Annotated in this window: 21 protein-coding genes, 1 other RNA gene and 1 pseudogene; 14 read left to right on the top strand and 9 right to left on the bottom strand. The window is 42.7% G+C overall.

From position 1 onward, the window contains the following. Positions 1–56: 56 nt before the first annotated feature. A complete protein-coding gene (gene asnB / locus BA724_RS15775) occupies positions 57–1,874 on the top strand; it encodes an asparagine synthase (glutamine-hydrolyzing) (protein WP_069939623.1) in 1,818 nt (605 codons plus the stop codon). Between the two features lie 61 nt (positions 1,875–1,935). After that, positions 1,936–2,235: a hypothetical protein gene (locus tag BA724_RS15770; RefSeq protein ID WP_069939622.1), complete on the top strand. Its 300-nt coding sequence runs from the start codon at positions 1,936–1,938 to the stop codon at positions 2,233–2,235. Positions 2,236–3,053: 818 nt separating this feature from the next. On the opposite strand, the gene BA724_RS15765 is transcribed toward BA724_RS15770, so the two are convergent. The 3 genes from BA724_RS15765 to BA724_RS15755 are packed head-to-tail and all read right to left on the bottom strand — an operon-like array spanning position 3,054 to position 6,366. After that, on the bottom strand, positions 3,054–3,914 hold the full coding sequence (locus BA724_RS15765) for a transglutaminase family protein (RefSeq protein WP_069939621.1): 861 nt from the start codon (positions 3,912–3,914) through the stop codon (positions 3,054–3,056). Positions 3,915–3,950: 36 nt separating this feature from the next. Next, positions 3,951–4,883 carry an alpha-E domain-containing protein gene (locus BA724_RS15760; protein ID WP_245676245.1) on the bottom strand — a complete coding sequence of 311 codons (933 nt, stop codon included), beginning with the start codon at positions 4,881–4,883 and terminating at the stop codon, positions 3,951–3,953. Between the two features lie 13 nt (positions 4,884–4,896). Continuing rightward, a complete protein-coding gene (locus tag BA724_RS15755; protein ID WP_069939619.1) occupies positions 4,897–6,366 on the bottom strand; it encodes a circularly permuted type 2 ATP-grasp protein in 1,470 nt (489 codons plus the stop codon). A gap of 278 nt (positions 6,367–6,644) precedes the next feature. Here BA724_RS15755 and ppnP point away from each other — a divergent pair, with 278 nt between their 5' ends. Further along, positions 6,645–6,959, top strand: a complete 315-nt coding sequence (gene ppnP, locus BA724_RS15750) for a pyrimidine/purine nucleoside phosphorylase (protein ID WP_069939809.1) — start codon at positions 6,645–6,647, stop codon at positions 6,957–6,959. 141 nt (positions 6,960–7,100) lie between these two features. Beyond that, a complete protein-coding gene (locus tag BA724_RS15745; RefSeq protein ID WP_069939808.1) occupies positions 7,101–8,675 on the top strand; it encodes a catalase in 1,575 nt (524 codons plus the stop codon). A gap of 70 nt (positions 8,676–8,745) precedes the next feature. Here BA724_RS15745 and BA724_RS15740 read toward each other — a convergent pair whose 3' ends face one another. Continuing rightward, positions 8,746–9,723, bottom strand: a complete 978-nt coding sequence (locus BA724_RS15740) for an LLM class flavin-dependent oxidoreductase (RefSeq protein ID WP_069939618.1) — start codon at positions 9,721–9,723, stop codon at positions 8,746–8,748. Positions 9,724–9,843: 120 nt separating this feature from the next. Between BA724_RS15740 and ssrS the strand changes: the two genes are divergently transcribed. Continuing rightward, positions 9,844–10,044: non-coding RNA, 6S RNA (gene ssrS, locus BA724_RS15735), on the top strand. Between the two features lie 213 nt (positions 10,045–10,257). Beyond that, positions 10,258–11,949: a methyl-accepting chemotaxis protein gene (locus BA724_RS15730; RefSeq protein WP_069939617.1), complete on the top strand. Its 1,692-nt coding sequence runs from the start codon at positions 10,258–10,260 to the stop codon at positions 11,947–11,949. Positions 11,950–12,000: 51 nt separating this feature from the next. Here the strand turns inward: BA724_RS15730 and BA724_RS18115 are convergent, their stop codons facing one another. Next, positions 12,001–12,168, bottom strand: a complete 168-nt coding sequence (locus BA724_RS18115) for an aspartyl-phosphate phosphatase Spo0E family protein (RefSeq protein WP_083256261.1) — start codon at positions 12,166–12,168, stop codon at positions 12,001–12,003. 209 nt (positions 12,169–12,377) lie between these two features. Between BA724_RS18115 and BA724_RS15725 the strand changes: the two genes are divergently transcribed. Further along, positions 12,378–13,589, top strand: coding sequence for an ATP-binding protein (locus tag BA724_RS15725; protein WP_069939616.1), 1,212 nt, complete (start codon positions 12,378–12,380; stop codon positions 13,587–13,589). A 32-nt stretch (positions 13,590–13,621) separates the two neighbouring features. Here the strand turns inward: BA724_RS15725 and BA724_RS15720 are convergent, their stop codons facing one another. Beyond that, positions 13,622–13,999: a nucleotide excision repair endonuclease gene (locus BA724_RS15720; protein WP_069939615.1), complete on the bottom strand. Its 378-nt coding sequence runs from the start codon at positions 13,997–13,999 to the stop codon at positions 13,622–13,624. Positions 14,000–14,067: 68 nt separating this feature from the next. Between BA724_RS15720 and BA724_RS15715 the strand changes: the two genes are divergently transcribed. Further along, positions 14,068–14,550, top strand: coding sequence for a DUF456 domain-containing protein (locus BA724_RS15715; RefSeq protein ID WP_069939614.1), 483 nt, complete (start codon positions 14,068–14,070; stop codon positions 14,548–14,550). A 26-nt stretch (positions 14,551–14,576) separates the two neighbouring features. On the opposite strand, the gene BA724_RS15710 is transcribed toward BA724_RS15715, so the two are convergent. Beyond that, positions 14,577–14,807, bottom strand: a complete 231-nt coding sequence (locus BA724_RS15710) for a cold-shock protein (protein WP_069939613.1) — start codon at positions 14,805–14,807, stop codon at positions 14,577–14,579. 408 nt (positions 14,808–15,215) lie between these two features. On the opposite strand from BA724_RS15710, the gene BA724_RS15705 reads away from it, so the two are divergent. From BA724_RS15705 to BA724_RS15690, 4 genes and pseudogenes are all read left to right on the top strand, one after another. Continuing rightward, entirely contained in the window at positions 15,216–17,372 is a 2,157-nt protein-coding gene (locus BA724_RS15705) for a malate synthase G (RefSeq protein ID WP_069939612.1), read from the top strand. 50 nt (positions 17,373–17,422) lie between these two features. Then, positions 17,423–18,187, top strand: a complete 765-nt coding sequence (locus tag BA724_RS15700; RefSeq protein WP_069939611.1) for an IclR family transcriptional regulator — start codon at positions 17,423–17,425, stop codon at positions 18,185–18,187. 360 nt (positions 18,188–18,547) lie between these two features. Continuing rightward, positions 18,548–19,033, top strand: a pseudogene (locus BA724_RS15695) (amidase domain-containing protein); the annotation flags it as partial. A 233-nt stretch (positions 19,034–19,266) separates the two neighbouring features. After that, positions 19,267–19,947 carry a CAP domain-containing protein gene (locus BA724_RS15690; RefSeq protein WP_069939609.1) on the top strand — a complete coding sequence of 227 codons (681 nt, stop codon included), beginning with the start codon at positions 19,267–19,269 and terminating at the stop codon, positions 19,945–19,947. 324 nt (positions 19,948–20,271) lie between these two features. Here BA724_RS15690 and BA724_RS15685 read toward each other — a convergent pair whose 3' ends face one another. Next, positions 20,272–21,567, bottom strand: a complete 1,296-nt coding sequence (locus tag BA724_RS15685; RefSeq protein ID WP_069939608.1) for a lysine N(6)-hydroxylase/L-ornithine N(5)-oxygenase family protein — start codon at positions 21,565–21,567, stop codon at positions 20,272–20,274. Between the two features lie 327 nt (positions 21,568–21,894). On the opposite strand from BA724_RS15685, the gene BA724_RS15680 reads away from it, so the two are divergent. After that, the gene (locus BA724_RS15680) at positions 21,895–22,350 is read left to right on the top strand and encodes a DinB family protein (RefSeq protein WP_069939607.1); all 456 of its coding nucleotides are present in this window, start codon (positions 21,895–21,897) and stop codon (positions 22,348–22,350) included. Between the two features lie 52 nt (positions 22,351–22,402). Here BA724_RS15680 and BA724_RS15675 read toward each other — a convergent pair whose 3' ends face one another. Beyond that, positions 22,403–23,854 (bottom strand): DHA2 family efflux MFS transporter permease subunit, encoded by a 1,452-nt coding sequence (locus BA724_RS15675; protein ID WP_069939807.1) that lies wholly within the window; start codon positions 23,852–23,854, stop codon positions 22,403–22,405. 206 nt (positions 23,855–24,060) lie between these two features. Between BA724_RS15675 and BA724_RS15670 the strand changes: the two genes are divergently transcribed. Next, positions 24,061–24,897, top strand: coding sequence for a TetR/AcrR family transcriptional regulator (locus BA724_RS15670; RefSeq protein WP_069939606.1), 837 nt, complete (start codon positions 24,061–24,063; stop codon positions 24,895–24,897). Positions 24,898–25,147 lie beyond the last annotated feature (250 nt).

Raw genomic sequence — 25,147 nt, 5'->3', positions numbered from 1 at the left:
TTGTGGAATGTTTTGTCCAAGCGGTGAATAAAGTAATACAGGAAAGGGTGATGAACATGTGCGGCATAACGGGCCTGGTTCATTTTCAGCGGGAGCTGGTGGATGAAAAAGAAACGGTCAGCAAAATGGCGGCGACGCTGAAAAAGCGGGGTCCGGACGACTTTAATGTGTGGACGTCACGTCATGCGGCATTCGGTCATACCCGGCTTGTCGTTGTCGATCCGGCGGGCGGTATTCAGCCAATGACACGCGGCTCATTTACGATGGTGTACAACGGCGAGCTTTATAATACAGAAGAGGTACGGAAAGAACTGATAAAACGTGGCCATGCATTTCAAGGGCACTCCGATACTGAAGTGCTGTTAACCGCGTTTATCGAATGGCGTGAAAACTGTTTGGAGCAGCTGAACGGGATTTTCGCATTTGGCGTGTGGGATGAGCAGCGCCAGGAATTGTTTATGGCACGTGACAGGCTTGGTGTGAAACCTCTTTTTTATACGGAAAAAAACGGTGCTTTTTTATTTGGTTCAGAATTAAAAGCTCTTCTTGCACATCCGGATGTTGAGGCGGAAATCGAACGATCGGGACTAATGGAATTGTTTGCACTTGGACCGGGGCGCACGCCGGGAAACGGTGTATTCAAAAATATATTCGAATTACGACCGGCGCATGCACTAACAGTAAAGCGGAGCGGACTGAACGTGTGGCGTTATTGGAATGTGAAAAGTGAGCCGCACCGCCACTCATTGAATGAAACAGCGGAACGCGTGCGTTATTTACTTCGGGATGCAGTTGAGCGGCAGCTGACGGCGGATGTGCCGGTTTGCACTTTTTTGTCGGGCGGTGTTGACTCAAGCGCGATCAGTGCATTTGCGGCGAACTTCTTTGACAAACCGCTTCATACGTATTCCATTGAATACGAAGATAACAGCCGTTTTTTTAAGAAAAATCTGTTTCAGCCTGGAGAAGACAGGCCGTGGATTGAAAAAATGCAGCATCATATCGGATCGGTTCATCATACAAAAGTGATCGATCACGATACGCTTGCGGCGAAATTAAAAGAAGCGATGATCGCGCGGGACTTGCCGGGAATGGCGGATGTAGATTCATCATTGCTATGGTTTTGCGATGAAATTAAACAGGATTTCACAGTGGGCTTATCGGGAGAATGTGCGGATGAAGTGTTTGGCGGCTATCCGTGGTTTCACCGGGAACTAAAAGAAAATGGTTTTCCGTGGCTAACATCGATCGAGGAAAAGACATTACTGCTGAACGATAAATGGCGAAAAGAACTGTCTTTAGAGGAATATGTCCGGGAAAAAAGCGGCTGGCTCCGAAGTGAAACACCGCAGCTGGACGGAGAAACCGCACTGGAACAAAAGCGCAGAGAGCTGTTTTATATAAACATGGTGTCATTTATGGCGGTGCTGCTTGAGCGCAAGGACCGGATGAGTATGGGAGCCGGGCTTGAAGTGCGTGTGCCGTTTGCGGATCACCGGCTCGTGGAATATGTATGGAATATTCCATGGGAAATGAAGATGGCGGATGGCCGGGAAAAAGGGATTTTGCGAAAGGCGCTTGACGGCGTACTGCCGGCGGATGTGCTGTACCGGAAAAAAAGTCCCTATCCGAAGACACATCATCCCGATTATACAGCGGCTGTGTCGGGCATGTTGCGGGAGATTCTATCCGGTGATTCACTGTTGCTTGAATTTTTCTCCCGGGAAAAGCTCGAGGAAATGGCGAATACGGGCGGAGCGTCGTTTCGTGTTCCCTGGTTTGGCCAGCTGATGACGGGTCCACAGCTTGTCGCCTATTTTATACAATTGCACCTCTGGTTTGATGAATATGGTGTGAGATTTTATAACAAATAAGAGGTTTTTTTAAAGAAAATCAGGGAATATAGTAATCAAATAAGGGAAGGAGTGCTGAACAATGAAAACAAACAAAGTAAAATGTGTATACCGAAATGGACATGGTGAGTGGAAACAGCCTAAATTGTTCGAAGAAGAGCTGAAAATCGGCGAAGGCACTCACTTTCATATTAAGTGCGAAGAGTCATCAGCATTGTATAATATGATATCCGACCGTTATCTAAATGACAGAAAAGACCGCAAAAAAACCTACTATAAATTTGAAACACCGGATGCAACGACACCAGACAACCGCATTTTCAGTGTTGCATTTATTGACCACCGAAATCAAGACATTACATTTGACATACACAGTGAATAAATAGATTTGTTTAAAAAAGACTGCTTCTTCGGAAGAAGTCTTTTTTATTTTTACATTATATAAGTTGACCTTATCATTTTTCCTTATGCCAGATGTTGACCGGTCAACTCCCCTAAAGAGTAGCCTGCATCACCCTTTTTTACTGTTGCTTTTGTGTGAGAGCCGTTTTGGCTTGCTGCTTTTGATAGGAGCCGAAATGGCGGTGGGCGCACGGCTTCGCGCACCATAGCGGGCAAGTGTTGAATTCGTTTCCGCCGCTCTGCGGCTCCACCGATCTCAACACTTGCCCGCTAGTCCCACTGGAGTCTGCGCCGCACATCCGCCGCCTCTGCTTTTTGACAAGTAAGGATAAAGAAGAAAAAAGGGGGGCTAGCAGGCTTCGATTTAAAACGAAGCGATCATCCATTTAAAGAGCAAAGCGCGCCAGCTTGAACACTCACCGCTTTTCTCAAAACACTTGGTGAAGCCTGCCGGATGAAGACTTCTGCGGGACGTATAGTGAATCGGCAGATCCTGCAGGCACAGCTAAGGAATGCCGCACTGCCCGTAGAACGCGAAGTCCGGCCACCTATCGGTCCCTGTTCAAAAACCTCCACAAGACCGACTCATGCTTGCGCACATAAGGGATTGTTGAGCAGGGTGGATTCCTCCAAAACAAATCGGTGATCATCCTTTTGCACCTATACGAAACACACCAGCCTAAACAGTCACTGTTTTCTAAAGTAAGAATCTTTGTTCAATTTATATAGTTTATAAAAATGCATAGCAGAAAGCGGTAGCTTTTCATTTTGAAAAGCTGCCGCTTTCTGAATCATTTATTATAGATAGTCAAGTTTTTTCACGCTGACTTTTACGTCAAGCGTATGCTGCCCACCTCCCCCTCTATAAGTTCCCTGAAGCGGGCTTACATCTGTATAGTCCCGCCCTGTGCCAATCCGAATATGGTTTTCCAGTGCCTCTACATTATTTGTCGGATCCAAGCCGATCCAGCCAATACCGGGAACCATCACTTCTACCCATGCATGAGAAGCAGAATCACCGATAAAACCGGAATTCTCCCCCACATACAAATAACCGCTAACGTATCTCGCCGGAATGCCTTTTTTTCTGAGTACGCTAAGCATGACATGGGTATAATCCTGGCAAACTCCTTTTTTTAAGGAGAATGCTTCCTGGGCGTTTGTGTTCACATTTGTTGATTCGGTATCATACGTAAATACGCTATGCAAATAACTCATCAATTCTAATGAAAACTGGACAGGATTTTCAATATCTCCGATAGCCTGCAGGACTTCATCAATCTGTTCTTGGCTGAGATACGTATACACATTTTCCCTTAAAAAGGGCAGATAATGTTCAAAGAAAAGCTTAGAATGGAAAATCGATTTCATTTCGGAAGAGTACTCAATTCTCTGAATAAATGGAGCGCGCTGAATACTGACGATAGAGGTAGTTTTAACCTCTAATGAATTGTGCTTCTGCGGAATCAGAAAGCTTTCAACAGTATTTCCCCAAAGATCAAAGGATTCTTTTGTCATAGAAGCAGGAATTACATCAATCTGATAAGAAAGCAGACGCTGGCATTCATCCATGCTCGGCTTTAATCGGATATGATTCATGCTTTGGTCTACATCATTTTCATAATGAAATGTATTTGTATGGACAATTTCGTATTTCATAAAACCTTCCCTCTCCAAGTACGTTGTTTTTTCCTTTCATACGCTATGCTCACGCTCAACTAAATAATAAGTCTTGGAGAAGACTTTGCCAAATTCTATGCAACGGTTTAGTGATTGAATAAGAAAGTCCTCGACTTCCTCATCGGCGAGATTACTTATATATTCTTCATTAAATTCTGTCATCATCGTATCTAACAAAGCATACATCTGCCAGGAGTAATGGGACACTTTTCCGCTTTCCAACCCTTTAACAGCTTCCCAAACATGTTCCATACAATAGCGAATCGAGCGCGGAAAGGACAAGTCAGAAACAAGAAACTGAAGGACACTTCTCGGATTGATAACAGGAGGGAAGTGTTTGAAATAGGTTTCGGACCCATTGACAAATTGCAGAGCGGATCGCCAAAAAAAATCATCCATTGCGCTTTGATTAGCATGTTTGGACTTTTGAAAAAAAACATTAAGGATAAGCGCTGTTTTTTCTGCTCTCTCAAGCCATTTGCCTATTTTCATAAAATGGTAGGGAAGATCCCTCGTCATCGAAGAATCGATAACGCCCGTTGCAGTAAAAGAAGATTTTTTAATGTTATTTAAAAAATCGTGAATTTCCTTAAGGGAACAATTTTTTGCTTTTTGAGCGTTCTGCAAATATAAATAAAATTCGTTCCAAACTTCCCACAATTCATTTGGAATGCTGTTCCTGGTGATCCTGGCATTTTCCCGGGCGAATGAAACGGTATTTGCCATTGAATTGGGATTTTCTTTTGAAAAAGTTAAATAGTCCACAACCTTTTCAAATGTAAGGGCCTCATAAAAGCTGTAATAGCTGTTTTTTGACGTGCAAATGTCGAGTACCGTTTCCCAATCATTCCCTGCTGAAATTTCCTGTTCAGAAGCTTCTAGTATGGTAATGAGCTGCATGCTGAGAATATGAGCGTTATGTTCCGTTCTTTCACAATTTCTAGACATCCAATACAATGAATCAGCTACCCTGCTCAGCATGCTGCATTTCCTCCTTTAATACCCAAGTATCTTTTGCTCCTCCGCCTTGCGAGGAGTTAACGACAAGCGAACCTTCCTTAAGGGCGACGCGAGAAAGACCACCTGGAAAAATATTTATATTTTCTCCCTTCATCACAAATACCCGCAGGTCAACATGACAGGGATAAAAATGTCCGTTTTGATAAACCGGTGCCCGCGACAATTTAATCGTTGGCTGGGCAATATATTGATTCGGGTTTTCAAGAATTTTTTCTCTGAAGAGTATTAATTCCTCATCGGTTGCATGAGGCCCGATCAGCATGTCATAGCCTCCGGAAGCACCGACATTTTTGATTACCAGCTCGTCAAGATGTTCAAGCACCCATTCGCGTTGATGAGGATCACGCAAAATGAATGTTTCCACGTTCGGAATGATGGCTTCTTCATTTAAATAATATTTAATCATGTCGGGAACATAAGCATACATCGCTTTATCATCCGCTACGCCGTTGCCGATTCCGTTTACAATGGAAACATTGCCTGCCCGGTAAGCGTCGACCAAACCTGGAACCCCTAAGCGGGAATCTTTCCGGAACGCTTTTGGATCAAGAAAATCATCATCAATGCGGCGGTAAATAATATCAACTCTTTTTAGCCCTCTGATCGTTTTCATATAGACAATATTGTTTTTGACTAATAAATCACGTCCCTCAACCAGCGAGATATTCATACGCTGGGCTAAAAAAACATGGTCGTAATAAGCTGAATTATACATACCGGGCGTTAATAAAACGGCGCGTGGGTCTGACGTTATGCTTGCATTTTTAGGCAGGTGAGCCATAAGAGCTGAATGCAGGTGGCCCATTTGCTGCTCCAGCATATTGAGAGAGTGTTCAGAAAAGAATTCCGGACAGACTTGCCGCATCACATAACGGTTTTGATACACGTATGACATGCCAGAGGGATTTCGCAAGTTATCTTCAAGTACTCTGTAAACGCCATGCTCATCTTTTATTAAATCAATCCCAGCCAAAAAAATATGATTTTGGAGCGGAATCTCTAAGCCGCCGGCCTGCCGATAATAAAAGTAAGGATTTTGTTCAACCAGATCCCGTGGAATAATGCCATCTTTTAAAATGTTTTGTTCATGATAAATATCATCCAGAAATAAATTTAAAGCTTTTACACGCTGAATCATTCCTTTTTCGATCTCTTTCCATTTTTCAGCGGGAATAATGATTGGAATAAAATCAAATGGCATTGTTCGTTCAGTTCCGCCATCATTTCCGTAGACCGTAAACGTGATTCCCTGTCTTAAAAAACTTAAGTTTGCTGTTTCCTGCTTTTCTTTTAATTCTTCCTCAGACAAATCCTGAAGAACGTCATAAAAAGATTGATAATGTTTTTTGGGATTTCCGTTTTGATCCAGCATTTCATCAAAATAGGGGCCGATTTCATAAGGTTTAAACATGCCAGTACCCTCCTTTGTGTAAAAGTATTACTTAAAAGAATACGACAAAGGCTGGCAAATCCCTTTAATAAAAAAATAAAATATGACATTAATATGATAGAAAACATAACAAACTAGTTTATTGTTTATTTTTGAACGTGATTATTAACTGGAAACGTTCGAGAAATGCAGGTTTTGTGACATAAAATAAAAATAAGTCATTAATAGTGAAAAAATTCTGTTTAATTTGACATATTTCTATGATAAATTTAGGGGGATAAGTCGAAAGGATGAATAACATGACACAACTGAAAAATGTAACCATTATTAAAAAAGCAAATATTTATTTTGATGGAAAAGTGACGAGCCGAACAGTTTTACTTCAAGATGGAACGAAAAAAACACTCGGCATCATGATGCCAGGGGAGTATGAATTTTCAACGGAATTAAAAGAAGAGATGGATATTGCAGCAGGCAAGCTTGAATATAAAATTGCGGGTGGCGAATGGGAAACGATTGATGGAAGCGGCGTGTTTTATGTGCCAGCAAATGAATCGTTCCAGCTGAAAGTACATACTGTTGTGGATTACTGCTGTTCTTATCTAGCTGAGTAATAATAAAAATGTTTGTACAAAGCGCTTATTTTTTTAAGCGCTTTTTTGTGTTTGATTTTTGGCAAAAAAGGATATAAGTAGTAGAGGTTTGAATAAAAAAGACAGGGAGGAATGTAAGTGGAAAATGATGAAAAGAAAAAAATGGGTACTGGTGAAGCGGAAGGAACGCTAACCAACCGCCAGGGTCATCCAGTCACCGACAACCAAAATATCAGAACAGTCGGAAATCGCGGACCTTCTACATTAGAAAATTACGATTTTATTGAAAAAATTTCACATTTTGATCGTGAAAGAATACCGGAGCGGGTTGTGCATGCACGCGGCGCCGGAGCACATGGTTATTTTGAGACGTATGGAAAAGTAGGCGATGAAGACGTTTCAAAATATACGCGGGCGAAAGTATTTCATGGAGCAGGCAAGCAGACACCAGTTTTTGTTCGATTTTCAACTGTAGCAGGAGCGAAGGAATCTCCTGAAACAGCACGTGATCCACGCGGATTTGCCGTGAAATTTTACACCGAAGATGGAAACTGGGATCTTGTTGGCAACAATTTAAAAATATTCTTTATCCGTGATCCATTAAAATTCCCTGATATGATTCATGCATTTAAGCCTGATCCTGTCACAAATATTCAAAATCCGGAGCGGATGTTTGATTTTGTTTCACAATCACCGGAAGCGATTCACATGATTACGTTCCTGTTTTCACCATGGGGCATTCCGGCGAACTACCGGCAGATGCAAGGCTCGGGGGTTAACACGTACAAATGGGTGAACCAGGAAGGAGAAGCTATCCTGGTAAAATATCATTGGGAACCGATAAAGCAGGGCATTAAAAACTTAACACAAAAAGAAGCGAATGAAATTCAAGGGATGAACACGAGTCATGCCACGCAAGATCTTTATGAAGCGATCGAAAAAGGGGATTACCCGGAATGGGAGCTTTGCATTCAAATGATGAGTGACGATGAGCACCCGGAACTTGATTTTGATCCGCTTGATGACACAAAACTGTGGCCAACTGATCAATTTCCGTTCCTTCCAGTAGGGAAAATGGTGCTGAATAAAAATCCGGAAAACTTTTTCGCGGAAGTAGAGCAGGCAGCGTTTGGGACAGGTGTCCTGGTGGATGGACTGGATTTCTCGGATGATAAGATGCTGCAGGGCCGTACGTTTTCTTACTCTGATACGCAGCGTTATCGTGTAGGGGCAAACTATTTACAGGTGCCGATTAACAAGCCGAAAAAACGGGTGGCAACGAATCAGCGCGATGGCCAGAATGCTCATTATGTGGATTCGGGTCAAAATCCACATGTGAATTACGAACCATCCATTCTTGGCGGCCTGAAAGAATCCGAACAGGTTGGAAAAGTGCATGAACCTGCCTACAACGGGAAATTGGTCAGAGAAGCAATTGAGCGCAAAAATGAATATGGACAGGCGGGAGATACGTACCGCAGCTTTGAAGATTGGGAAAGAGATGAATTAATCAGCAATCTAGTAGATGCGCTTAAAGTATCTCATCCGGAAATTCAAAAGCAGATGATTGAGCATTTCACGAAAGCAGATGAAGAATATGGCCGCCGTGTAGCCGAAGGGCTTGAAAAAGCAAACAAGGAAATGGGCAATGAATCAAAACACAATACAGGATCTGCAGCGTCCGATGAAGCTGCTGAAAATGCGAAAGAAAAAGGACACGAGGCTGATCCCTATTAAAAGCAGAACTCCCTTCATTTGTGATGAAGGGAGTTTTTACGTGAGGGTAAATCAATAATAAAATGACTTTTTATTTTAAAATGTCCGCAACAATTTCAAAGGACCGCAGTCTGGCATCGTGGTCAAAAATTTGAGCGTTGACCATAATTTCATCTGCATTTGTTTCTTCTATAAAAGAGGAAAGCTTTTTCTTTACGGTTTCCGGACCACCGATGATAGAAGCGCCAAGCTGCTGCTGAAGGGCCGCTTTTTCAAATTCACTCCAAATGCTGTCCATATTGTCAACAGGCGGCTGAAGAGGTACTGCGTTGTTTCGAATTAAGTTTAAAAACTGCTGCTGCATCGATGTGGCAAGGCGCTCCGCTTCTGCGTCCGTATCAGCGGCAATAACATTGACCCCAAGCATTGCGTGTGGTTTTTCAAGAACATCAGATGGTGTGAAATGCCGGCGATAAAGCGCCAATGCCGGCATTGTATTATCCGGTGAGAAATGGCTCGCAAATGAAAACGGCAAACCGAGGTCACCGGCAAGCCGGGCGCTAAAGCCGCTTGAACCAAGAAGCCAGATCGGTATGTTCAGTCCTTCACCCGGCACAGCATGAATATGATTTCTTCCTTCAAAATAGCCGCGAAGTTCTTCCAGCTGTTCAGGAAAATCATGGCCGTCGCTCATGTTTTGACGGCGCAGCGCACGCATCGTCATTTGATCTGTTCCCGGTGCACGGCCAAGCCCGAGATCAATGCGTCCAGGGAAAAGAGACTCTAGTGTGCCAAATTGTTCAGCGATGACGAGCGGTGCATGGTTAGGAAGCATAATGCCTCCGGAACCAACGCGGATTGTTTTCGTTGCTGAAGCGATGTGCCCAATAACAACAGATGTTGCCGAGCTTGCAATGCCCGGCATATTATGATGTTCTGCCAGCCAATAGCGGTTATAGCCCCATTTTTCTGCGTGACGGGCAAGATCAGCGGAATTTCGAAAAGAACCCGCCGAAGTACCGTCAGCTGTAATTGGCGCAAGGTCAAGGACTGAATAAAGAATCGACATTGTATAAGTACACTTCTTTCTGTGTGATGGTTTTGTTTTGGTGTGCTTAGTGTAGCAGGAATATTTCGTGAGGCAAAATAAAATGACTTGCCATCCAGGAAAAAAAGGAGTAATATACGAATACAGCTGCGTTGTACGTGTTTTTTTAATTAAGTTTTAACCTTTAAGCTGTAACAGGGAGTTTAACATTAAGACGGGATTGACAGGCCTCTGCCCATGCGGCAAGGAGGACAGACATGAACGTTTTTGCAAACACCCACTTTGAGGAGTGGTGGTTTAAAACTTTCTTATTCTTTATAATACGGCAAAGGCGGCAAAAAAATCAGTTCCCATTCGGGACTGATTTTTTTTGTCTGTTTTTACCTATTTGCGTGTTTGAAACTCAAGATTTTTTTGAAACACTGTAAAAGTGTAAATTCTTTTGTTCAACTTATATATTTAAGATTTAGGAAGATAAGTCGATAAAATTCAAGTAACGTTAACCTTTAATGTTCAGGGGAAACAACTTGAGAATTTTCAAACGGGGGGATGGGCATGAGAAGAAAAATGAAATTAGGATTTAAAGTGAATGCAATGGTGCTGGGGATTATATTATTATTGTCTACTGCATTGAGTGCTGTCGCCATTCAACAGGTAAGGGATGGAATTAAAAATGTGGCAGTGGAAAAAGCGAAAGGCGATCTCAATCTTGCTTATCTTTACATAGAAAACAAGTTTCCGGGTGAGTGGAGAATTGAAAGCGACTCGCTGTTTAAAGGCAATACAAAAATGAATGACAACACAGAAATAGTCGATATAATTGGAAAAGAAACAGGAGATACAGTAACGATTTTTCAGGGCGATACTCGGATTTCGACCAATGTAATGGTGGACGGAGAACGTGCTGTAGGAACAACGGTTTCACCGGAAGTGGCCAATGCCGTTCTGAAAACAGGTGAGAATTTTTACGGGGAAGCTGAAGTGGCGGGTAATCATTATCAGACCGCGTATATGCCTCTAAAAGATAATGATGGAAAAACAATCGGAATTTTTTATACAGGAGCTTCAGAAGAAATTATCGACCAGACAATTAATGATTTTCTGAACAAATTTTTTATTGTATTAGCAATCGTAATTATACTAGCGTCTTTTATTATCTTCTGGTTTACAAAAAGGTTAACGAAAAGATTGCACATCATTTCGTCGGCTCTTGCTAAGTCGGGAAATGGAGATTTTACAACTGAACTGTATGATTCGTCTGGAGATGAATTAAGCGACCTTACTAACAGCTATAACAAAATGAGAGAGAACTTACATACAATGATGATTGATGTGCTTGAAACGTCTGGTCAAGTTGCCGCATCTTCCGAACAATTGACGGCAAGTGCCGAGCAAACGAGCCGGGCAACAGAAGAAATCACCATGTCTATTCAGCAAGTAGCAAGTGGAGCGGAAGAAACAACGGTCAGTATGGAAAAAAGCGAAAGATCCCTGCAGACTGTGACAGAAGCAATCAAAAAAATCTCAAAAAGTTCTAATGAAGCAGCAGAAGCAGGCTCTAAAACAGCTGAACAAGCAAAACGCGGCGGCGAATTTGTTGAAAAAACAGCATTGCAAATTCAGGAAATCGACCAATCGGTTTATGAGAGTGGCGAAGTGATTAAGCTGTTAGACAAACGCTCACAAGAAATTGGTGATATTTCAAAAGTGATTACCGCTATCGCCGATCAAACAAATCTATTGGCATTGAACGCCGCTATCGAAGCGGCACGAGCGGGAGAACACGGAAAAGGGTTTGCGGTTGTTGCCAATGAAGTACGCAAACTTGCTGAACAATCGCAGCGATCATCTACGCAAATCTCTGATTTAATTAAAGAAATTCAAACAAACATGGAGCGCTCAAACGAATCATTTGACAAAGTAAAAGCGGAAGTAAAAGAAGGTCTTGGAATCGTCCAGCAAACGGAGAAAAGCTTTGCAGAAATTTTTGCTTCAATGGGGCAAATGGGAGAAAGAATAAGTGAAATTGCGGTAACAGCCAACGCTATCACAGAAAATGCACAAGCTGTTTCTCAAACGGTTAATCAGCATACAGCTATATCGAGAAACGCTTCTATGCATGCTCAAAACGTGGCAGCTGCAACTGAAGAGCAGCTTGCATCAATGGAAGAAATTACGTCTGCTTCGATGATGCTTTCCAATATGGCTATGAATCTGCAGGAGCTGGTCAGCAAATTTAAAATTTAAAAAGAGAGGCCTCAGTGTATTTACACGAGGCCTCTCTTTTATAATTGAGTGTTAAAACTTGATGGAAGATTGAAACTGGTTCATAAGCTGGTCCAATTCCTGGCTGTATTGGATCGTTTCAGTATGGTTTAATCCTTTTGTTGTGCCCGCAGCTATCATTGCATGGCGAACTTTTTTAATTTTTCTTATTAATTCGTCATTATTCCTTAAAGCATTCATTATGAAACCTCCATAATCACTTTCGTTTCTCTTTTTAGAAAGGAACAGCATCTAGTATACGAAAAAAAAGCAGGAATTAAAACGCATTCGACAAAACGTCTAAAAACATTGCAGAAGTGTCGAGATTTAACGAACGAAAATGGTAGGTTTTTGACTAATTATCACGTAAAATCTTTCTTTAATCGAATACCTTTTAAAAGGGGCTGACTATGATTTATATAGGACGAATATTGACGGTGGCGGCCTCCGTTATCTTAACAGCCATTCATCTTTTTATTTTTAATGAACGTATTGAAAAAGAACTGATTGATTTTCTCGTAATAACCAGTCTTGCTTATTTTTTAGGCTGGCAGTATGATCGAGCCAAGCTGGAGGGAAGACGGCGGGAAGAAAATGCGGAAAGCTACCGGCAATTGGTGGAGTTGCTGCCAGAAGCCGTTTTTATTCATGAAAATGAATCAATTTTGTACGTCAACAAAGCAGGAGAAGAATTGTTGGCTGCTTCCGGAAAAACCGAATTAATCGGAAAATCCATTTATACATTTATCAAATCAGATTATCAAAAGCTGTCATTCCAGCATATTAAGCAAGTATGCAGAGAAAAAACACCGGTCATGAATACAGAAAAAGAATTAACATGTTTAGATGGACGCGTTATACCGTGCAGCGTCTCTTCATTATTTATGCCTTTTCAAGGAAAAAAGACTCTTTTATCCATTGTAAAAGATTTAACATCGCATAAAGAACAAACTGCCCAGCTTGTGGAGAAATCAGAAAAGCTGGCGCTGGTAGGCCAGCTGGCGGCAGGCATCGCCCATGAAATTCGAAATCCGCTCACATCAATTAAAGGGTTCCTTCAACTGACACGCATGCAAGGTGAACACCGTGACGATTATTTTGATATTATGATGACCGAGCTGGACCGGATCAACCTTATTGTCAGTGAACTTTTGGGTGTTTCAAAACCGGTGGATGTTGTATTTAAAAAGCAGGCGGTTACACCAATGCTTGAAGATGTGGTTGCTTTAATTCAATCACAGGCATCGATGGACAACGTACAAATCAATTTGGAGATTGAATCAGACTTGCCGCCTCTTTATTGTGAAGAAAACCAGTTAAAGCAGGTTTTTATTAATGTGTTGAAAAATGCGATTGAAGCTATGCCTGACGGTGGGATAATCAGTGTGGAAATGAAGCGGAAAAGTGGATTTATTACGATTCAGGTTATAGACGAAGGAATCGGCATTCCAGCCGAGCATATGCCGAAGATCGGAGAACCTTTTTACACAACGAAAGAAAAGGGAACCGGCTTAGGTCTCATGACGTGTATGAAAATTATCGAAAGCCATGGGGGCGAATTGGGCATTTCAAGTGAAATAGAGGACGGGACAACGGTAGAGATCCGGCTTCCAGTTACATAAAAAAGACCGGCTTTGGACAGCCGGCCGCATCATTATGAACGGAAAAACGCTTTTTCTGTATTGTATTTTGCTTCCAGTGTATTAATGATGTACGTTTCGTAAATATCTCGTTCCATTGGGCTGTCGACAACAAGCACAACAATCTTATGCACATCATCGCGATGGTTTTTAATGTCGGATACATTGTCTTCGAAATGCTTGCGAATCCGCATGCGTAGTTTGCGTGCTTTTCCGACGAACAAAAGGCGGTCCTGTGCATCGTAAAACATAAACACGCCTGCTTTATCTCGTGGTATTTTATGGTAATCGGTAAATCCATATTCCCGGGCAATCGCCGCTTCGCTTGTATCTTCCGGGTTTCGTTTTCTTGTCAAAATGTAGTCAGCCTGGGGCAGCTCAATATTGATCAATGTGAATCACTTCCTATTCTTTTGCATAATGGTACAATGCTATCATAACAGAGAAGAGGGGGTTGTGTATGTCTATTTTCATTTGGACCGTTATTATTTTATTGTTTATTGCAAGCTTCATCGGCTTTGTTTTCCCAATTGTACCGTCTGTGCTTGTTTTATGGGCGGGATTTGGACTTTATTATGCTGGCATTAGCCGCGAAGAATTATCCATTGTTTTTTGGATAGGGATGCTTCTTTTAACCATTCTCATGTTTTTAGCCGATTTCTTTGCCAACAGCTATTTTGTTAAAAAATACGGCGGATCAAAATGGGGCGAGTGGACGGCGGTCATTGCGATTATTGCCGGCTCGTTTATTATTCCGCCGTTCGGCATTATTATTGTTCCATTTATTGCGGTTCTGGTCGTCGAATTGATTATATTGAAAAACATCAAGCAGGCGTTTCTTGTGGCGTATGCGACACTTATTGCATTTTTAAGCGGAACGTTTGCCAAAATCGTCATTCAATTAATCATGATCGGCTGGTTTTTCATTGAAGCGCTCATTTAAAAAGAAAAGCGGATTCCGAGGCGGAATCACGCTTTTTTTTGTTCGGCGTCTGCCGGTTTACGAAACGTATTGTTTTGCAGCGAGTTCGTGTGCCGGGTTCCGTTCTCCATCTCACTTCCGCAAAATGGGCACGACGGTGAATCATCTTCAGAAAAGTTTTTTCTCATCCAGCCTTTGCAGCCATCCGACGTGCATTCCCACGTATCGATATCTACGTTTGGCAATGGCTCCGTACGGTTTTTGCTGTAATAAGACATTACGTCACCCCCGGGGTTATTGGTCAATCTTGTCTATTATCTCACACTTTGGCCTATTCTGATACATTTAACTTGATTATTTTCGTTTAAGTTAGCTGACAGCCCGTTGCAGCTCGTCTGCCAAATGGGCAAGTGAGGCTGAAAGAGGGCGTTTGCCAACAGTCTGAGATCTTTTGTTATACTTATCTAAAAGGAGAGTGTGAACATGAACGATTTTATTTTTCAAATAATTGTATGGGCAATTGTCTTTTTGGCGCTGATCAAACTGTATCCGATTGTGATGAAAATGTGGAAAAAATAAAAAAGGGCTTTCAGAAAGCAGTTGAAATTTTCTGAAAGCCATGTTACTCTTTTTTTAGATCATTTTTGAAACGCTGTTGCGTAATAAGAAACAAAGGGGATGTTTTAATGGGTAATTATGTAAAGGTGGGTTCATTACAAGTGAATTCAACGTTATATGATTTTATGAACAGTCGTGTGCTTTCTGCGGCAGGGGTGGAGCAGGAAGCATTTTGGAAAGGATTTAGCAGCCTTGTATCAGATTTATCACCGAAAAATCGGGCGCTGCTTGAACGGCGGGATGAGCTCCAGTCGAAAATAAATGACTGGCATAAAAGTAATTCATTTGATTTTAACGCATACAAAACATTTTTAGAGGAGATCGGTTATTTAGAACCAGAAGTGGCTGATTTTAAAATTGCGACGGAACATGTCGATGAAGAGATTGCACTGCAGGCAGGGCCTCAGCTCGTTGTTCCGGTCAATAACGCCCGCTATGCGATCAATGCGGCAAATGCAAGGTGGGGAAGCCTGTATGACGCGTTATACGGTACCGATGCCATTTCAGAAGCAGATGGAGCAGAGAAGTCAGCTGGTTATAATCCGGTTCGTGGTGAAAAAGTCATCACTTTTGGGCGCCGTTTCTTAGATCAGGCCGCGCCGCTTTTGGATGGATCGCACCGGGATGCAACAGAATATCATGTGGAAGATGGCCAGCTGCTCGTTTCGATGAAAGACGGACAGACGACACTTAAACATCCGGAGCAGTTAAAAGGAATGGCGGAAACGGGCATTTTGCTTCAAAATAATGGTCTTCATTTTGAAATACAAGTGGATCCGAATCACCCAATTGGTGCGTCTGACCCGGCTGGTGTGAAAGATATTTTGATGGAAGCGGCCGTGACGACCATTATGGACTGTGAAGATTCAGTTACAGCGGTCGATGCAGAGGACAAAGTGCTTGTTTATCAAAATTGGCTCGGTTTGATGCAGGGGAATTTATCCGCAACATTCAAAAAAGGCGGCAAAAGTATGAGTCGGACGCTTAATCCGGACCGTACATATACCGCACCAGATGGCGGAACGTTTACATTGCACGGGCGCTCTATGATGTTTGTCCGTAACGTAGGTCACTTGATGACAAATAATGCGATTTTAGATGAAAATGGCGATGAAATTTTTGAAGGCATTTTAGACGGCGTCATCACCAGTGCAATTGCGAAACAAGCTGCACTTGGCACTCCTGCGTTATCCAACTCAAGAAAAGGGTCGATTTATATCGTAAAGCCGAAGATGCATGGTTCTGAGGAAGTGGCGTATGCTAATGAATTATTTGACCGCATCGAGGATTTGCTCGAAATGCCGCGCTATACGCTGAAAATCGGTGTGATGGATGAAGAGCGCCGTACTTCGCTAAATTTAAAAAACTGCATCGCTGCGGTTAAAAATCGAATTGTTTTCATTAATACAGGTTTCTTAGACCGAACAGGTGATGAAATGCATACTTCAATGGAAGCTGGCCCAATGATGAGAAAAGGTGACATGAAAACATCCGCGTGGCTGACAGCTTATGAAAAATCGAACGTTGCAAACGGTCTTGCCGCAGGATTCCGGCACCGCGCGCAAATCGGAAAAGGAATGTGGGCGATGCCGGATTTGATGGCGGATATGATGGAACAAAAAATTGGCCACTTAAAAGCCGGCGCAAATACAGCATGGGTACCATCGCCGACAGCGGCTGTCTTACATGCACTTCATTATCATGAGATGAATGTGTTTGATGTGCAAAATGAATTAAACCAAAATGCGTCAAGCTTACGCGACGATATTTTACAAATTCCAATCGTCTCAGAGACGAATTGGAGCGCAGATGACATTCAGCAGGAGCTTGATAATAACGCGCAGGGTATTTTAGGATACGTTGTCCGCTGGGTAGAGCAGGGTGTCGGCTGTTCAAAAGTACCGGATATTCATAATATCGGGCTGATGGAAGACCGGGCGACACTTCGTATTTCAAGCCAGCATGTAGCCAATTGGCTGCATCACGGTATTTGTACAGAAGAACAAGTAATGGAAACGATGAAGCGGATGGCGAAAGTAGTTGATAAGCAAAACGCGGGAGACCCCGGCTACCGGGCGATGGCGCCGAACTATGAGGATTCAGTTGCGTTTAGCGCCGCATGTGACCTTGTTTTTAAAGGGTATGAACAGCCAAATGGCTACACAGAGCCTATTTTGCATAAAAAACGGCTGGAAGCAAAAGAAAAATACAGCATCAAATCTTAAGAAAGAGCTGGCTACGGCCGGCTTTTCTTGTTCGAAAGAAGGAGAACCGGTTGGAGAGAGAAAACGTGGTAAAGTCCGTAGCGAGGGCACTCGATATCATTGCGCTTGTCAGTGCTTCCCGAACAGGTCTTGGCGTAACAGAAATTGCGAATCAGATGGATATTAATAAAAGCTCAGTATTTAGAACACTCGCCACACTTGAGCAATATGGTTATATTGAGAAAAAGGAAGAAACCGGCCGCTACCGGATCGGCTATGCATTTTTGGACGTCAGCTCCAAGCTGCTTGACTCACTTGACGTCCGGGCGGAGGCACAAGACGTCCTGCGGCAGCTTGAAACCGAAACAAATGAAGTCGTCCATCTTGTTGTGTATGATAGCGGGGAAGTGGTCTATATTGAGAAGCTTGATGGACATGAGGCGCTTAGAATGCATTCAAAAGTCGGAAAGCGCGCGCCGGTTCATTGCACATCTGTCGGCAAAGCCATTTTGGCTCATCTGCCCGCAGCAGAAGTGGTTGGCATTTTGGACCGAAAAGGGCTGCCGGTTCATACGGAGCATACGATTACAACGAAGGAATCGTTTTTAAAGGAGCTTGCGCATGTGAAGAAAGAGGGTTATGCCCTGGATCTTGAAGAAAACGAGCCGGGCATTCGCTGCATCGCTGCGCCTGTTTTTGATCATAATGGGGCGGTGGCTGCAGCTGTGTCCATTTCCGGACCAACACTGCGCATGACCGATGAGCGTCTCGTTCCACTGCAAAAACGCATGATTCAAGCAGGAAAAGATATCTCAAAACGTCTTGGATGGAAATAATAATATAAATTATTGACTTATGATTGAATAGGTGATATAATTAAAAATTCATTGAGATCGTAACTTGGAACGTTTAAATAAAATTCTGGCATTCTGCTAGTGTTGACTAGACTTATTCACACTGGAGCAGCTTCGGAGCTGCAAGGACTTAAGAGAAGGCAGGGCTTAGGTCGTTTAGGTACATCAAAAACGATAATGTGGAATTAATTATACCGCGGCGGTTTAATGTAAGATGAATTGAGTTTTCATCTGCAAAACGTTGTGAGTTACCCTATAAGTGAACAAAACCGGGCTGATTTAATCAGGCCGGTTTTTCTATGTTTTTTCGCATATGATGCTTTAGGGAGGGGGATGACCATGTATAATCGCGAGGCAGCCGTCCGTTATGCGCACAACTGGTGGAACAGCCATAATCCAGCTTTTCCATCGTTCGCAGTGGACTGCACAAATTTTGTATCACAATGTTTGTTTGCTGGTGGTGCTCCGATGAGAGGCTATCCAGATAGAGAAAAAGGCTGGTGGCTTGGGGACGGCACGTGGAGCTTCAGCTGGAGTGTCGCACATTCACTCAGGTGGTATTTAGAAGGATCAAAAAGTGGATTGAAAGCAACAAGAAAATCGTCACCTGAAACTTTGCTGCCGGGAGATGTCATTATTTATGATTTTGGAGGAGAAGGCCGAATGGATCATGCAGCCATTGTTGTGAGCAATCGTAAAGGTGTCCCGCTCGTCAACGCCCATACATCGAACAGCCGGAATCGCCATTGGAGCTATACAACATCGTCAGCCTACACATCTGGCATTCGTTATTACTTTTTCCATATTAATGAAAATACTTCCCTATGACAGTTATGTTTCTATATTACGCTTTTGTTTCGGTTTAAGAAATAGCACTTTTACTAAAAAACTTGTATGACTTGATATGCCTGGCCTCAAGTGAATGGACAATTGAGGAAACTACCATTATGAAATGAGTCTAGCATTTTCCATCGTAAAATCTATTGCGAATAAGGTTTGTTTCGGGCTATAGTAATCACGCAGCCCGGGCAGATCTTATTAAAACGCAGGAGGTTATTACTTTGAAAATAAATGTACGCATTGCCGCAATGGCCGGCTTGATTTCCGTTGGACTATTCACAGCAGGGCAAGCGGAAGCAGCAGCGCCGACTTGCAACGTCGCAAACACAGTTCAGCATAAAACATATAAATACACGTATCAGGTGAAACAACCAGTTGCTCAGCAGCCGGCAGAAGCACCACAACAGCAGGAAGCTCCTGCACCAGCTAAAGCAGCGCCACAGCAGCAAGAAGCGCCTAAAGCGTCTGCGCCAGCTGAGGCAGCACCGCAACAGGAAAAACCAGCCCAAACAGCAGCTAATGCTGAATCAGTAAATGCTTTTGAACAAGAAGTTGCTAAACTTGTCAATGAAGAACGTGCGAAAGCGGGATTAAAAGCATTGGAATTGGATACAAAGCTTAGTGAAGTGGCCCGCGCGAAATCTCAGGACATGAAAGATAAAGGCTACTTTTCTCACCAATCTCCAACATACGGATCTCCATTTGACATGATGAAGCAATTTGGCATCACGTACAAAGCAGCCGGCGAAAACATTGCTAAAGGCCAGCAGACACCTGAAGAGGTTATGAAAGCATGGATGAACAGCGACGGACACCGGAAAAATATTTTAAGTGCTAACTTTACACACATTGGTGTCGGCTATGTCGATGGCCACTGGACACAAATGTTTATTGGAAAATAATACGACTGCAAGCCGTTATAGGAGCCTGTCTGGATCCTATAACGGCTTTTTGTTGTAGGCCGAATCAGCATGTAAGGTAGAGCAATCTATAAAGAAGAATTCAATGGTGCCGTATAAGAAGCAGTATAAGACGTCACTTTTTCAAAAGAACAATTGAAATCTATCAAAAGCTGAAATAAAGAAGAAAAGTGTAAAAGATTAAATTCCACACAAATTGAAGAAGAAAAAATGAAGTCAATATTTAGGAAATAGGCGGTCGGAAAATTATGTAAAATCATGGAATGAATAACATCGAAAACGGTAAAAAAAGCGGGGGAGACGATATTATCCTCTGCTTTTTTTATGGAAAATAGCTTCTTTTATAAAAGGTGCAGAAAAGTTTTGGAAAACGGTATCCAGATCAAGTTGGAACAATTTTTTTCCAGCGATTGCATTTAAAATCACCTGGTTGCGCCGGACAGAGAGCCCGAGGTTTGTCGCACCAGTCCCAGACGCCATCTCTAAATTGGTCAACGTAAACAAATGATTTGGCCTGCTGTCCTTAAATATAACCCGATATTCATCATCTATCCGAAAAAAGTGTTCATCTTCCCACTCAATATATTCTTTCATTTGGTGGAACCATTCAGGCAGATGAGGCTTATAGCCGGTGGCCAGAACAACACGGTCAGCAGGAAATTCGAATGTAACTGCTTCCTGCCACTGTCGGCAATGCAGCCGGCCGTTTTCGAATCCGTTCACTTCCGTCAAAGGCTGAATCAACACAGCCTCGTCTTTGCCGTATATAGATCTGTGATACATCTCGTCATAAATAGCTTTCAATGTAGCGGCGTCTACACCATTTCTTAAATGTTCGAGCTCATCAAGGGACTGTTTGCGTTTTTCGTATGAAAGGTTTTTAAAGTAATTCACGTAATCCGGCGAAAACACTTCCTGGCCAAGCTTGGCTGATTCCAGCTGTAAGAAGCCTGAAGAGCGGGTCAGCCAGGCCAGTTTATATCCGTGCTTATCTTTTTCAGTCAACAGTTCATAAAAAATTTCTGCCGCACTTTGGCCAGAACCGATTACGGTGATCGCTTTTCCTTTTTGCAGATGAGCTTTGTGCTGCAAAAAGAAGTTAGAATGAATGACATCCTCTGATGGATGAAAGCCAGGCGGCATCATTGGCACCGACCCTGTGCCAAGTACAACGTGGCGGGCATAAATTGTTTCGTTTTCATTCACTGTTATTTCGTACAGGCCGTCGTGGCTTCGAACGTTTGTCACCTCAGCATCGAATCGGCAGGAAGGAAGCTGATCCGCCACCCATTTTGCATACTCATTGTATTCGCGCCGTGGTATATCAAGGCGTTGAAAAAAGAAAAATGAATAGAGCCGATTTTGTTTATGCAAATAATTTAAAAAGGTGTATGGACTGGTCGGATCCGCAAACGTGACAAGATCGGCTAAAAAAGGCACCTGCAGATCAGTGCCGTTAATAAGCATGCCGGGATGCCAGTTAAACGAATCGTTTTTCTCTAAAAAAATCGATGTGAGCCCGGTTCCGTCTGCGAGCGCTGCCATCCCTAAATTAAAGGGCCCGATTCCAACACCGCATAGGTCATAAATTTGCTTTGTCACGGTACATCCATTCCTCTCGTTGTATAATCAATCATTTACAATTTTACATTTTCCCTTTATTTTGTTTTCTTAAAACGTCAGAGTGTTTTCCGTTTATACGGAAATTTCCGAGAAAGAGGAAAAAGACGAATCATATATGATTTTGACCTTGGCACATTCCTGGCGTTATTTTTTGTAATTGCTTACTTAAAGGGTGAAAATAAAGTTCGTTATTATTTTATTGGCGATCGGGCTGCTCGGAATCGACAAAACGAAGCTTTAGGACAAGTGCCGGGGGTATGGTTTGTGATAAGATAAAAACGATTTGAAGTATTAGGAGGAGATTTGGTGGAGTCCATTAAACAATTTATTTTTGCAAGAAACGCTGCGCTTGGTACGTTAGCCAAGGCGCCGGAAGGCAAATGGGATGAGATGCCCGGTTCGTTTTCGAACAACATTCGCTGGAACGCCGGGCATATTTTTGTATCAGCAGAAGGATTATTACATATGGCTGATTCTGCATATAACATGGAAAATTCAGAATGGGCTGTTCTGTTTGCAACGGGAACGCGTCCGTCTGATTGGCCTGGAAATGTACCATCAGCAGAAGAGATTACAAGCGCTCTACAAGAACAAATGGGCCGCATTGAGCGCCATTTTGCAGCAAAACTAGGTGATCATGCAGCTCAATCGATCAAAATTGGCCCGCTTGAAATGACCACAGTTGAAGCTGTTCTTCAGTTTGTCACGTTCCATGAAGGAATGCATACGGGCATCATCAACAGCTTGTCAAAAACAGTATAATGAGAAAAACGCCCTTTGCCAGTGCGGCAAGGGCGTTTTTTCGTGAATAAACTTATCCAGCAGATTGCTGCTGTCTGCCCGCCTGTTCTGACGGCTTCACTCGTTTCATAAAGAATGCGAGAAAAAGTGCAACGATCGCGATGAAAACAGAAACGGTGAATGAAAAATTGATTCCGTTCAGCATCGCTTCGTTCGCAATGTTGGCCATTGCAGCCGGATCACCTGCTGATGATTGGGTGAGCCGTTCTATTTCTGATTCGGTCCGGTTTTGCATAAGCGTGACAAGAAAAGCAGAACCAACTGCTCCAGACACTTGCTGAAGCGTATTATTCATTGCTGTGCCATGCGGATTCATCGTTGGCGGCAGCTGATTCAGCCCATTCGTCATCACTGGCATCATGACCATCGACATACCGAGCATACGTAGTGTGTAAATACCCATAATGTAGCCATATGAAGTATCCATCGTTAAATTACTAAACATAAACGTCGTTAAAATGGTCAGTGATAAGCCGATGACCGCTAAAATACGCGCCCCGAATTTATCAAATAAAATACCCGTTACTGGTGACATAATCCCCATCACAATTGCACCAGGAAGCATTAAAAGCCCGGAATCAAGCGGAGAAATGCCACGGATCGTCTGTACATAGATGGGCATTAACAGCATCGCGGAAAACATCGCCATCGCTAGTACAACAGAAATCGCCGAGGATAGGGCAAACATCGGATATTTGTAAATCCGAAATTGAAGCAGCGGTTCCTCCAATTTCATCTGGCGCAGTACGAATAATACAAGGCTGATGACACCAGCGGCAATCGTTCCATATACATGAGTGGAATCCCAGCCTTTTTCGCCGGCAGAACTGAATCCATATAAAATTCCGCCGAATCCGATACTGGATAAAATAAGCGAAAAAACATCAAGTTTAATATTTCGCTGCGGCGTAATATTTTTTAGTTTAAAGAAAGCAAAAATAAGCGTAATCGTGGCAATTGGAATCACGACATCAAACAATGTACGCCATGAATAATGTTCAATGAGCCAGCCGGAAAGTGTCGGTCCAATCGCGGGTGCTGTAATCATAACAAGCCCGAAAATGCCCATCGCTGCTCCGCGGCGTTCAATTGGAAAACTTGCCAGCATGACGTTCATCAAAAGCGGCATCATAATCGCAGAGCCGGAAGCCTGAATCATTCGTGCTGCCAATAGGACACTGAATGTCGGTGATAGTGTCGCAAGAACAGAGCCTGCAGTAAATAAAATCATCGCGGTAATAAACAAGTTCCGGTTCGTGAATTTTTGAATAAAAAACGCACTGGCTGGAATCAAAATGCCGTTCACGAGCATATAGCCGGTGGATAGCCACTGTACGGCAGATGCCGAGACGTCAAAATCCTTCATAATGGATGGAAGGGCAACATTCAACAATGTTTCATTTAAAAGAGAAACAAATGCGCCGACAAATAGAATGGCGATCATCGCATACGGCGGTTTCTCCATTATTCCTTGCGTATTCAATATAAGTCCTCCTTGAGCATACTTGTTGTATAATTTTTAGACTGTTGTTATAACAGATACTTATAATATACCGGGTGTTCAAAAAAATCAACAAATAAATGAAGGTTTATTTTTATGACTTGAAGTAAAGCGTTTTTTCGGGTAATCTCAAAATAGACTGATAGTTCAAAAAGAGGAAGTGCAATCAATTGAACGAACGAAAAAAGAAAGTAATGACAGCTGCTCACAGGCTTTTTGTCGAAAAAGGCTATGCCGCTACATCTGTTCAGGATATTCTGGATCAAAGTGGTATTTCAAAAGGAACGTTTTATAATTACTTTCCATCTAAAAACGAGCTGTTAATCAGCATTTTTGAAAAAATTAATATTGAAACAGACGAGCGGCGTGCCAGTGTCATTGCCGGGCGTCCGGTTCACGATAAAAGCGTCTTTATTCAGCAAGTAAAAGTGAAGATGGAAGTGAATAAGGAAAATAATTTATTTGCCTTGTTTCAAGGTGTATTTGTTTCGGAAGACGAGGATTTGAAAAAATTTGTCAAGCAGCACCATTTTAATGAATTGGGCTGGATGCAAAGAAGATTTGTGGAAGTTTACGGGGAACGGATCCGCTCTTATTCGGTTGATATTGCTGTAATGATGTTCGGCATTATTCAAAACACGATTCATTTTGTAATGGCTGTGGAAGAAAACGTGAAAGTAGATGACATTATCGCTTATGCGATGCGCAGGATAGATGCGGCTGTTGAAGAAATTGTGAGAACGGGTGACAGTCTGCTTGATGCTCATTTGCTGGAAAAGTGGCAGCCAGAGCAAGCTCTTGTACGCGAGCGAAAAAAAAGCCGGCTGATGCAGACGATCGGTGCCATGCAAAAAAAAGCCGGTGAGCGTGAAGAAGAGCTGCTTGCATTTTTACAAGATGAAGTAAGAGAAAAGGCACCGCGACGGCTCGTCATTGAAACAGTTGCCAAAACCATTCCACATAACGAAGACCTCATGCTGCGTATACACGATTTTTTTAGAGATTAATGACGAGCCCATACAGACCGTCTCAGGCTGTTGACAAAGTCAACAGTCACTTTTTAGTAAAGCATTTATCTCTGGAAAAGTAATAATATTCAAGGTAACTAACCTTGCTCGCTTCTTTCCACTCACTTGTCAAAAACGCATTGGTGGGGGGCGCGGAGTGAAGACTTCCGTGGGATGAGCTCAGCGCCTGCCTCACGAAAAGCGAAGTTCCGCGAACGCCGCCTTTTCGGTCCCATTTTAACAATACGTA

Origin of the sequence: Domibacillus iocasae (assembly GCF_001750285.1) — a bacterium.
Lineage (GTDB): Bacteria > Bacillota > Bacilli > Bacillales > Domibacillaceae > Domibacillus > Domibacillus iocasae.
Note: the sequence above shows the minus strand (reverse complement) of the source record. Positions and strands in the feature narration are given on the sequence as shown.